This is a genomic window from Mucilaginibacter sp. (assembly GCF_039935595.1).
In the GTDB taxonomy this organism is placed as follows: Bacteria; Bacteroidota; Bacteroidia; order Sphingobacteriales; family Sphingobacteriaceae; genus Mucilaginibacter.
In genome coordinates, this window is record NZ_JBDTJZ010000134.1 from 23,267 (window position 1) to 33,924 (window position 10,658).

Sequence of the window (10,658 nt, forward strand, 5' to 3'; positions counted from 1 at the left end):
TGAAAAACAATGAACACAGAATTAATCGGAATCATTGCCTCTTTCGTCATCACGCTTTTAATAGCCATACCATTAGCTAAATATCTGGCGAAAATGTTTGCAGGCGAAAAAGTATGGACGGACTTTATGAAACCACTTGAAAAAGGAATTTTCAAGTTATCCGGCATTAACCCTAATGCGCCCATGAACTGGAAACAGTTTCTGAAAGCCATGATGACCATCAATTTATTTTGGTTGGTATATGGTTTCTTCGTTTTAATTTACCAGGATAAACTGCCGTTAAATCCGGACGGCAACATAGGCCAAACCGCCGACCTGGCTTTTAATACCATCATCAGTTTTGTAGTAAACTGTAACTTGCAGCATTACTCGGGCGAGTCTGGTGCTACGTACTTAACACAGCACTTCATCTTTATGTTTTTGCATTTTGTGAGCGCGGCAACCGGTATTGCTTCAGCAGTTGCGTTATTTAAAGCATTCAGAGATAAAACAACAACTGATTTGGGCAACTTTTGGAATTTATTAGTAAAAACCATTACCCGTTTGCTGTTACCATTATCTGTAATTATAGCGCTTATTTTAACTTTTAACGGTACACCAAGCAGTTATGCAGGTAAAGACAAATTCATTTCGTTACAGGGCGATACGGTAAACCTATCCCGTGGCCCGGCCGCGCAAATGATAGCTATTAAGCACCTGGGCACCAACGGTGGCGGCTATTTCGGCGCCAATTCAGCGCACCCGCTGGAAAACCCGAACTACCTGACCAATATGACCGAGATCATATCGCAATTTATTATTCCGGTTGCTTTGGTGCTGGCTTTTGGGTATTACATCCGCCGCAAAAAATTAGGGTGGGTAATATTTGGGGTGATGATGGCTGGCGTGTTGATGCTGATGATACCTGCTATAAGCGGCGAGCTTGGCGGTAACCCGTTAATTGCCAAAATGGGTATAACCCAGCATACCGGCGCCATGGAAGGCAAAGAAGTTAGATTTGGCCCTGCAGCTACCGCTTATTGGAGCACGTTAACAACAGTTACTTCAACAGGTTCTGTAAACGGTATGCATGATAGCACCATGGCATTAACCGGCTTATGGCAATTGTTAGCCATGATGATAAACGGCTTCTTTGGTGGTTGTGGTGTAGGCTTGTTAAACTATTTTATCTACCTCATTATAGCTGTATTTATTTCAGGACTGATGGTTGGCCGTACCCCAGAATTTTTGGGACATAAAGTTGAGGCCCGCGAAGTAAAAATAGCCGCGCTTATAACCCTGTTAAGTCCGTTGCTGATCATGGCCGGAACGGCGTTAGCCAGCTATGTATTTGTGGCCCATCAAAATGTTGATTGGGCGGTAAAGCCATCGGCATGGTTAAATAACCCAAGCTTTCACGGTTTTTCTGAAATGCTTTATGAGTATACCTCGGCAAATGCCAATAATGGTTCGGGCTTTGAAGGCCTGGGCGATAACAATATATGGTGGAACGTATCAACCGGGTTTGTATTGATCCTGGGGCGTTTTCTCCCAATAATTGGCCCGGTGGCTATAGCAGGTTTGCTGGCTCAAAAGAAATTTGTGCCCGAGTCTGCCGGTACATTAAAAGTAGATACCGTGACCTTTGGGTTAATGACATTTGCGGTTATATTAGTTTTAAACGCGCTGTCTTATTTCCCTGCACTGGCTTTAGGCCCTATAGCCGAACATTTTTCAATGCTTAAATAATTGTTAAGAAAATGAAGACTCAATCTAATAAATTATTCGAACCGGCTTTAGTGCAAAGCGCGCTGGCACAGTCGTTCGTGAAATTAAACCCCAAAGTGATGATGCGTAACCCGGTGATGTTCACTGTGGAAATAGGCACCGCTATTATGCTATATGTAAGTATTTACAGTTACAGCAATCATAGCCAGGGATCATTTATATATAACTTTTCTATATTCATCATCTTACTGCTTACTGTGCTGTTTGCCAATTTTGCCGAGGCCATTGCCGAAGCTCGTGGTAAGGCCCAGGCCGACAGTTTGCGCAAAACCAGGGAAGATACCCCGGCCAAAATGCTTTTTGAAGATGGCAGTATCACCGTAGTTTCATCAAACCGTCTTAAAAAAGGTGACATATTTATTTGCGAAACCGGTGATACCATCCCTACCGATGGCGAGATCATTGAAGGACTGGCTACCATTGACGAATCGGCCATTACCGGCGAATCCGCCCCGGTTATTCGTGAGGCCGGAGGCGATAAATCTTCCGTTACCGGAGGCACCAAAGTATTGTCTGATGAGATCAAAGTACTGGTAACCACCCAGCCTGGCGAAAGCTTTCTGGACAAGATGATAGCGTTGGTTGAAGGGGCATCAAGGCAAAAAACACCTAACGAAATTGCCTTAACCATTTTGTTGGCAAGCTTTACGCTGATATTTGTTATTGTTTGCGTAACCCTGAAACCATTTGCTGATTACGCCAATACACCCATAACTATAGCGGCATTAATATCCTTATTTGTTTGTTTGATACCTACTACTATAGGCGGCTTATTATCGGCTATTGGTATTGCAGGCATGGACAGGGCATTGCGTGCCAATGTAATAACCAAATCAGGCAAAGCGGTTGAAACCGCGGGCGATATTGATGTTTTGTTGTTAGATAAAACAGGCACTATCACCATAGGCAACCGTAAAGCAACCCACTTTTGGGCGGCAGCGGGTGTAAATGAAGCTGATATGGTAAAAGCGGCGGTACTATCATCATTGGCTGATGAAACGCCCGAAGGTAAATCAATTATTGAGCTGGCTGATATGCCATTGCAGGTACCCGAAGGTTCGGTATTTATCAAATTCTCTGCCGAAACCCGTTCAAGCGGTATTGATACGCCTGATGGCAAATCCATCCGTAAGGGTGCTTTTGACTCTATCCGCGCAATAACCCACAAGGCAAAAAATGAGGTACCGGCAGATGTCGAAGAACGTGTAAAGATCATCGCATCAAATGGTGGTACACCGTTAGTAGTATCGCAAAACAACCAAATATTAGGCGTGATTGAGTTACAGGATATTATAAAACCCGGCATTGCCGAACGTTTTGAGCGTTTGCGTAAAATGGGTATCAAAACCGTAATGGTAACCGGCGACAACCCGCTTACCGCCAAATTTATAGCCGAAAAGGCAGGTGTAGACGATTTTATTGCCGAGGCCAAGCCCGAAGATAAAATGCGCTACATTAAAGCCGAACAGGCAAGCGGTAAACTGGTTGCTATGATGGGCGACGGCACAAACGATGCCCCGGCGTTGGCTCAAGCAGATGTTGGTGTAGCCATGAACAGCGGCACACAAGCCGCCAAAGAAGCAGGCAACATGGTTGATTTGGATAATGACCCCACTAAACTGATAGAGATTGTTGAAATTGGTAAACAATTGTTAATTACCAGGGGTACGTTAACCACGTTTTCTATAGCTAATGATGTGGCTAAATACTTCGCTATTGTGCCTGCCTTGTTTATGGCATCAATACCGGCCCTGGCAAGCATTAATATTATGGGGCTGCACAGTCCTGAAAGTGCTATACTTTCGGCAGTAATATTTAACGCCATCATTATACCAATGCTGATACCGTTGGCCCTTAAAGGTGTTGAATACAAACCCATAGGTGCCAGCGCGCTGCTTCGCCGCAACTTGTTGATCTATGGCGTTGGCGGTGTAATAGCTCCCTTTATAGGCATCAAATTAATTGATATGGTTATTTCTATAATGTTATAAAACTATGAAAACTTACCTAATACAAGCCATAAGGCTTACAGTTGTACTCACCGTATTGTTATGCGTTATTTATCCGGTGTTTATTGCCTTTGCAGGCAAACTATCAAAAGGTGCCGGCGACGGTGAAACCATTGTGGTAAACGGCAAAATAGTTGGTTATGCCGCGGTTGGCCAAAGTTTTACAAAACCTCAATATTTTTGGGGAAGGCCATCGGCAGTGGGTTATAACGCTGCCGGATCTGGCGGATCAAATAAAGGGCCAAGCAACCCCGATTATTTAAAAGATGTAGCCAAACGTATAGATACGCTTTTAAAATATCATCCGTATTTAAAACGTAGTGATATCCCGGCCGAAATGGTTACCGCATCAGGCAGCGGGCTTGACCCGGATATATCGCCGGATGCAGCGCAAATACAAATTAAACGTATTGCTGCTTATCGTAAATTAGATGAAGAAAGAGTAGCACAGTTGGTTAAAAGCCATACAGAAGCTCCGTTATTGGGTATGTTTGGTCCGGCAAAAATTAATGTACTTAAATTGAATGTGGCGCTTGATGAATTGAAATAGTAAGACACGTATAAACAGGCCTGCAATAAATTGAAGTATGATGAGCGTTGCGCTAAACTTATAAGCAACGTTCATCGTTAAACATTCTATATATGAAAAAAATTATAATAATGACTTTTATGCTTGCGATTGCAACTATAGCGGTTAAAGCCCAGGATGCTGCAAAACCAGCTGATCCACCATTAACAATTTCAGGTTCGGTTGATGCATATTATAAATATGACTTTTCCGGTCATAACAATATACCAACCAGCTTTGCAAGCGACAATAACTCCTTCTCAATAGGTATGATTGATCTTGCCTTGAAGAAAAAAGTTGGTAAAGCATCATTTGTTGGAGAGGCTTCATTTGGTCCGCGTAGCGATCAGTCTTTGCCTGTTCCTGCTAATCATATCCAAAACTTATATGTGTCTTATGACGTATCGCCTAGTTTTAATTTAACAGGTGGTTATATGGGTACATTTATAGGTTACGAGGTTATTAGCCCTGTAGGTAACTTTAACTATTCAACTTCATACCTGTTTACTAATGGTCCGTTCCAAAATGCAGGTGTTAAAGCTACTTTTACCTTCTCAGACAAAGCCAGCTTAATGGTTGGTGCGTTTAACGATCAGTGGAACGTTTACACAGCAGCTCACAACATTGGAGCATTTGGTGCTCAATTATTCCTGGCTCCTGCAAAAGGATGGACCGCTTACATCAACTTGTTAACTTCAAACAACTCCACTATTACTTCAGGAACAGTTGTTGACTTAACTACTGCTTACCAAATTACCGATGCCTTTAAATTAGGCTTAAACGCAGCTGATTACTCAGCGTCAAAAGGTGCAGGTACAGGCGGTTACTCAGGTTTAGCGCTTTATCCGCAAATAGCTGTATCAAGTGATGTTACGTTAGGTTTAAGAGGCGAATATTTTAAAACCAAAACCGGTACTTATACAGCATTTGGCCCGGCAGCAGGTTCTTCAGTAACTGCATTTACATTAACTGCAGCTATCAAATCTGGCCCATTAACTTTAATACCTGAGTTGCGGTTAGATGGCAATAATAAATTAGCAGGTTCAGCCTTTACAAATAGTTCAGGTGTAATTACTAAATCTGCTTCGCAGTTTGTGTTAGCCGCTGTTTATGCTTTCTAAGCAAAAACATGGTATAACGATAAGCATGTGCTTATGCTAATTTTTTTTGTTGATTAGTTAGTTAGGCCGGCGCATGCAAAAGGGGATGTTTTTTAACATCCCCTTTTATAGGTTAAATTATGAAAGAAGAAGATAAAGACTCATCGGTAGCAAATTTCCTGGAGCTGATAAAAAGCTCGAGACGCGGAAAGCTTAAAATATACATTGGCATGAGCGCCGGTGTAGGTAAAAGCTACCGTATGCTACAGGAGGCACATGCCCTGTTGCGCAACGGCATTGATATACAGATAGGCTATATTGAAACGCATAACCGTGCCGAAACACATGCGCTGTTACAGGGTTTGCCCTTAATTGCGCGCCGTAAAATATTTTACAAGGGCAAGGAGCTGGAGGAGATGGACCTAAAAACTATACTTAACCGGCATCCGGAAGTGGTAATAGTTGACGAGCTTGCCCACAGCAATATTGAGGGCAGCAAAAACAGCAAGCGTTGGCAGGATGTGATGGATATTTTAGATGCGGGGATTAACGTAATATCAGCCGTAAACATACAGCACCTGGAAAGCCTTAACGAGGAAATAGAAAAAATAACCGGAGTAAGCATTGCCGAGCGTATCCCTGATAAGGTGCTGGAAATGGCTGATGAAATTGTAAACATTGACCTAACAGCCGATGAGTTGATAGACAGGCTTAAAGAAGGGAAGATATATGATGAAACCAAAATTGAAAGGGCTTTACAAAACTTCTTCCGCAGCGAAAAAATATTACAGCTTAGGGAGATAGCTTTAAAAGAAGTAGCCCATCACCTGGAACGAAAAATAGATATTGAGGTTCCGAAACAAATTAAGCTTCGAACAGAAAGGCTCCTGGCCTGCATATCATCTAATGCAGAAACATCAAAGGTGGTTATTCGTAAAACTGCACGCCTGGCATCGTATTACCGGTCGCCGTGGATAGTACTGTATGTACAAAGCAGCAGTGAAAGCCTAGATAAGATAAAACTGGACAAACAACGCTTTTTGATCAATAATTTTAAACTGGCTACAGAGTTGGGTGCCGAAGTGCTGAAAGTAAAAAGCGATGAAATAACCAAAACCATAATGCAGGTAGCCCGCGACCGCGAAATAACTACGATATGCATTGGCAAGCCACATTTAAACCTGTTTCAGGTAATTTTAAAAACACCCGTATTAAATGGCCTGCTTAAAAATATAGCAGCCGCAGAAATTGACTTAGTAATACTATCATGAAAGTAAAAAATAAACTCCGCTTAGGCTTCGGCTTTTTGTTTGTTGTTGTGCTGGCCTTTGGCATCGTATCGCAGTTTTACATCAACGAAATATTTAACAGCGCGAAGGTGATATTAAAGGATAATTATGAGACCCTTAATTACACAAAGGACATGCGTACCGTACTTGATGAGCATGATTTACCGCTCAATAAAGTAGCCGCAGGTCAATTTAATGTCCAACTGGTAAAAGAAGAACATAACATAACCGAAGTTGGCGAATTAGATGCTGTCAAAAAATTGCGAAACGCTTTTGTTGGACTGCAAAATGATAAAACCAATCTCTTTATCTTAAAGCAGCATGAAAGAGAAGCGCGTGAATACTTGCGTAAAATTGATGAGATGAATATGCGGGCCATCGTTATTAAAAATGAAAAAGCACATCAAACAGTTAAAAACGCCAGCGTGTTTTTAGAGTTGGCAGGTACGTTTGTTTTTTTAGTGCTGTTTAGCTTCAGTGTAAACTTTCCTGGAATTATTTCAGGACCATTGAATTCGTTGTTAGAGGGTATCCGCGAAATCTCGCTAAAGAATTATGACCAGCGTATTCATTTTGATAAACATGATGAATTTGCCGAGGTGGCAAATGCGTTTAATGAGATGGCACGAAGGCTAAACGATTGGGAAAATAGCAACCTCTCCAAGATCATGTCAGAAAAACGCCGGATTGAAACTATTATTGAGCAAATGCATGATGCTATAATTGGTATAAATGAAAGACAAGAAATACTGTTTATAAACACTACTGCCAAAACTATATTGGGCTTAAATGACGATAAACCCGAAGGCAAAACCATTAGCGCCATTGCAAAGAGTAGTGATCTGTTTAAATCAATTATTGAAGGTGAAAAAACGGATAAGATCTTTAAAATTTATGCAGACGGAAAAGACTCGCATTTTCAGCTGGAAACGCGGGAGATTGAGGTGCCAAACCTTTCGACCAATGCAGATGCTCCGGTTATAAAAGCGCAAAAGCCTGCAGGCAAGGTTTACATTTTAAAAAACATTACCGAATTTAAGGAACGTGACGAGGCTAAAAGCAATTTTATAGCAACTATATCGCATGAACTGAAAACACCTATATCAGCTATAAAAATGAGTTCAAAGCTATTGGCCGATAATAGGGTTGGTGCTTTAAACGATGAACAGGGACAATTGGTGCGGCAAATTACCGGGGACGCTGAACGGCTTTTAAAGATTACCTACGAGTTGCTTGACCTTTCGCAGGTAGAAACGGGGAATATTCAATTGAACTTTGTGCCAACGCAGCCTAAGCAAATATTGGAATATGCAATTAAGGCCGTAAAATTTGAAGCTGATCAAAAAGGCATAATCATTGATCAGAACGTTCAGGATAAGATACCAGAAGTTAATGCTGACGTAGAAAAAACTGCCTGGGTGATGATCAACTTTCTATCAAACGCGCTTCGGTATAGCCATACTAACGCAAAAATATTGGTGAGTGTGGGCGTTAAAAAAAATATGGTAGAGTTTGCCGTGCAAGACTTTGGTAAGGGTATTGACGCACAATACCAGGCTCGCTTATTTGACCGATATTTCCAGGTACCAACTGATGGGCAAAACAAATCAGGGTCGGGGTTAGGGCTGGCCATATCAAAAGAATTTATAATTGCCCAGGGTGGTGAAATTAAAGTAGAAAGCGAAGTTGGCGTTGGCAGCCGGTTTAGTTTCACATTACCGGTAGCTACGGTTTAATTACATTTGGAGTAATAAATAAACGCAACAGGACTCAATATCACCTGTATGACCAATATAGTAACGACCACTTTTTATAGATTGTAAGATATAGGTATAAAACATAAACTAATTTAAAACAAAAAAGCCTGATTTGCATTGCAAACCAGGCTTTTCGTCGATTCTTTATTGATGTACAGGGAACGGGCGAAGTGTCGAACTTTTTGAATGATCTGTGGTTAATTTCAGATGCAAAATGATTTATATTGTACATATAAAAAAGCCATAAAATTAATGATTGCCAAAAAAACTGTTACCGCTCACTCAGCCATTTTATACCAGGCTCAACCACTACCGTCAATTACTAAACGGTTTATAACTGGCATTTAAAATGTTTATCTTTAATTATTAACTGCAAACAAATATGCTAAAAGCTTTACTGGTTGACGATGAGGTTAATAATCTGGCCAGCCTTGAATTCATCCTTCATCATGATTGTGAGGGCATAGAGGTTATCGGTAAAGCCCAAAGCGCTGCCCAGGCAAGGAATTGGTTACAGTACAATACTGCGGACGTAGTGTTTCTGGATATTAGTATGCCCGGCGAGGATGGTTTTCAATTTTTAAACAGTATTTCGCAACCGGGTTTTAAAGTGATTTTTGTAACTGCCTATAATGAGTATGCACTGCGTGCTATTAAGGCAAGCGCGGTAGATTACATTTTAAAGCCCCTCAGCATTGATGAACTGAAAAGGGCAGTTGAAAAAATAAGAATCGCTTTAAATAGTGTAATGGCCGCTGAGCAAAACAGCCAATTACTGCATCATCTTTTAGAAACAGTTGTTAAAAAATCGCCTCCCCAAAAAATCGCATTACCACAATTGGGTAGTATTACTTTTATTGACGTTGATGATATAGTATCTCTTCAGGCAGATAGCAACTATACAATCATTCACATGAAAGATATGCAAAAACTGGTAATCAGTAAAACGTTAAAAGATTTCGAAGAACTTTTAGATGAGAACCAGTTTGCCAGAATACATAAATCATACATAGTTAATTTAAAATATATAAAGGAATACAGCACCATTGATGGCGGTATTGTAAAAATGAGCGATGGCAATCAATGGAGTATAAGCCGCAGGCAACTGGATGCTTTTTTAGAAAAAATGAAACAAGCAAGCTTAATGTTCGGAAAATAAAACACCTACGTTTCATTGTATTGAGTTGCATATCATTAACTTTAAAATATGCGGTATACTTTCCTTATCCTGCTTGCTTTTTTGATAAGTATTAATTGCCCTGCACAGCAATTAAAATATAATGCTTTTACTGTAAATGATGGCTTACCAAGTAATTGCGTTTACCGTTGCGTTGAAGACAATAAAGGTTTTTTATGGGTAGCAACTGATGCAGGTATAGCACGTTTTGACGGAAAACACTTCCAGGTTTTTACAACTAAAGACGGGCTGCCTGATAATGACGTGCTTGCGGTTTTAAAAGAAAATAACGGGCGTATTTGGGTTAATTGTTTTAAGCAGAGCCCGGCTTATTTTGACGAGGTACAAAATAAGTTTATCAATGCAAAAGCCGACAGTAAATTGGCCCGTGTTAAAGAAAGTTCGGGGGTAATGTATTCCTATCCATTAAAAGGTGGCGGTATAATGTATGTTAACGGAAACGGATCTTTTATTTTTAGAGACCAAAAGCTAATTTCTTATAATACATCGCCTGCAAATGAATCATTTTTAATTAAGGACAATAATGACGGTACCTTATTAAAATGGGGTTATCGTTTAGTTGACCCCTCGTTGAAAATATTGCAATTGAAAATTTATCAAACAAAAGGGAATAAAAATATCGATAGTATATATTTAAAAAGTGTTACCCAGGATTTTATATTACCGGTGATTGATGATGGAAAACTTTATAACTTTTATCCTAACGAAAATAAATGTTTGATCTACAGCAATATCAATTGTGATCCGATTCGGTTTAAAATAGATTCCCTGAGTGTTCCGGAACCTATTAGTTATTTGGGATTTACTGATACCTTTTTAAACTTTTATTCCAGGTCAGGCAAAATATATGTGTATAACAAACAAACGCTAAGGAAAGAATTTATCGTCAGCGGCAACTATGCACCAAATTCATTATTTAATGACAGTAGGGGCAACATATGGGTATGTACGGTTGACAAAGGCTTGATCA

At 40.4% G+C, this 10,658-nt stretch carries 8 protein-coding genes; all 8 read left to right on the forward strand.

Translation table 11 applies throughout. The features are described from left to right. Positions 1 to 9 precede the first annotated feature (9 nt). Positions 10 to 1,728, forward strand: coding sequence for a potassium-transporting ATPase subunit KdpA (kdpA, locus tag ABI367_RS09140; RefSeq protein ID WP_462231097.1), 1,719 nt, complete (start codon positions 10 to 12; stop codon positions 1,726 to 1,728). 11 nt (positions 1,729 to 1,739) lie between these two features. Continuing rightward, positions 1,740 to 3,758, forward strand: a complete 2,019-nt coding sequence (kdpB, locus tag ABI367_RS09145; protein ID WP_462231099.1) for a potassium-transporting ATPase subunit KdpB — start codon at positions 1,740 to 1,742, stop codon at positions 3,756 to 3,758. 4 nt (positions 3,759 to 3,762) lie between these two features. After that, positions 3,763 to 4,326, forward strand: a complete 564-nt coding sequence (locus ABI367_RS09150) for a K(+)-transporting ATPase subunit C (protein WP_462231101.1) — start codon at positions 3,763 to 3,765, stop codon at positions 4,324 to 4,326. A gap of 92 nt (positions 4,327 to 4,418) precedes the next feature. Then, the gene (locus tag ABI367_RS09155; protein WP_462231103.1) at positions 4,419 to 5,465 is read left to right on the forward strand and encodes an outer membrane beta-barrel protein; all 1,047 of its coding nucleotides are present in this window, start codon (positions 4,419 to 4,421) and stop codon (positions 5,463 to 5,465) included. Positions 5,466 to 5,584: 119 nt separating this feature from the next. Continuing rightward, a complete protein-coding gene (locus tag ABI367_RS09160) occupies positions 5,585 to 6,715 on the forward strand; it encodes a sensor protein KdpD (RefSeq protein WP_462231105.1) in 1,131 nt (376 codons plus the stop codon). Beyond that, positions 6,712 to 8,469, forward strand: a complete 1,758-nt coding sequence (locus ABI367_RS09165; RefSeq protein ID WP_462231107.1) for a HAMP domain-containing sensor histidine kinase — start codon at positions 6,712 to 6,714, stop codon at positions 8,467 to 8,469. The genes ABI367_RS09160 and ABI367_RS09165 overlap by 4 nt, the downstream gene beginning before the upstream one ends. Before the next feature lie 403 nt (positions 8,470 to 8,872). Then, on the forward strand, positions 8,873 to 9,649 hold the full coding sequence (locus ABI367_RS09170) for a LytR/AlgR family response regulator transcription factor (RefSeq protein WP_462231109.1): 777 nt from the start codon (positions 8,873 to 8,875) through the stop codon (positions 9,647 to 9,649). 48 nt (positions 9,650 to 9,697) lie between these two features. Next, positions 9,698 to 10,658: two-component regulator propeller domain-containing protein (locus ABI367_RS09175; RefSeq protein WP_462231111.1), on the forward strand; the 961-nt coding region annotated here is incomplete at its 3' end.

Coding starts and splice junctions, on each gene's coding strand:
- ABI367_RS09155 (WP_462231103.1), top strand. CDS start 4,419: ATGAAAAAAATTATAATAATGACTTTTATGCTTGCGATTGCAACTATA.
- kdpA (WP_462231097.1), top strand. CDS start 10: ATGAACACAGAATTAATCGGAATCATTGCCTCTTTCGTCATCACGCTT.
- kdpB (WP_462231099.1), top strand. CDS start 1,740: ATGAAGACTCAATCTAATAAATTATTCGAACCGGCTTTAGTGCAAAGC.
- ABI367_RS09150 (WP_462231101.1), top strand. CDS start 3,763: ATGAAAACTTACCTAATACAAGCCATAAGGCTTACAGTTGTACTCACC.
- ABI367_RS09160 (WP_462231105.1), top strand. CDS start 5,585: ATGAAAGAAGAAGATAAAGACTCATCGGTAGCAAATTTCCTGGAGCTG.
- ABI367_RS09170 (WP_462231109.1), top strand. CDS start 8,873: ATGCTAAAAGCTTTACTGGTTGACGATGAGGTTAATAATCTGGCCAGC.
- ABI367_RS09165 (WP_462231107.1), top strand. CDS start 6,712: ATGAAAGTAAAAAATAAACTCCGCTTAGGCTTCGGCTTTTTGTTTGTT.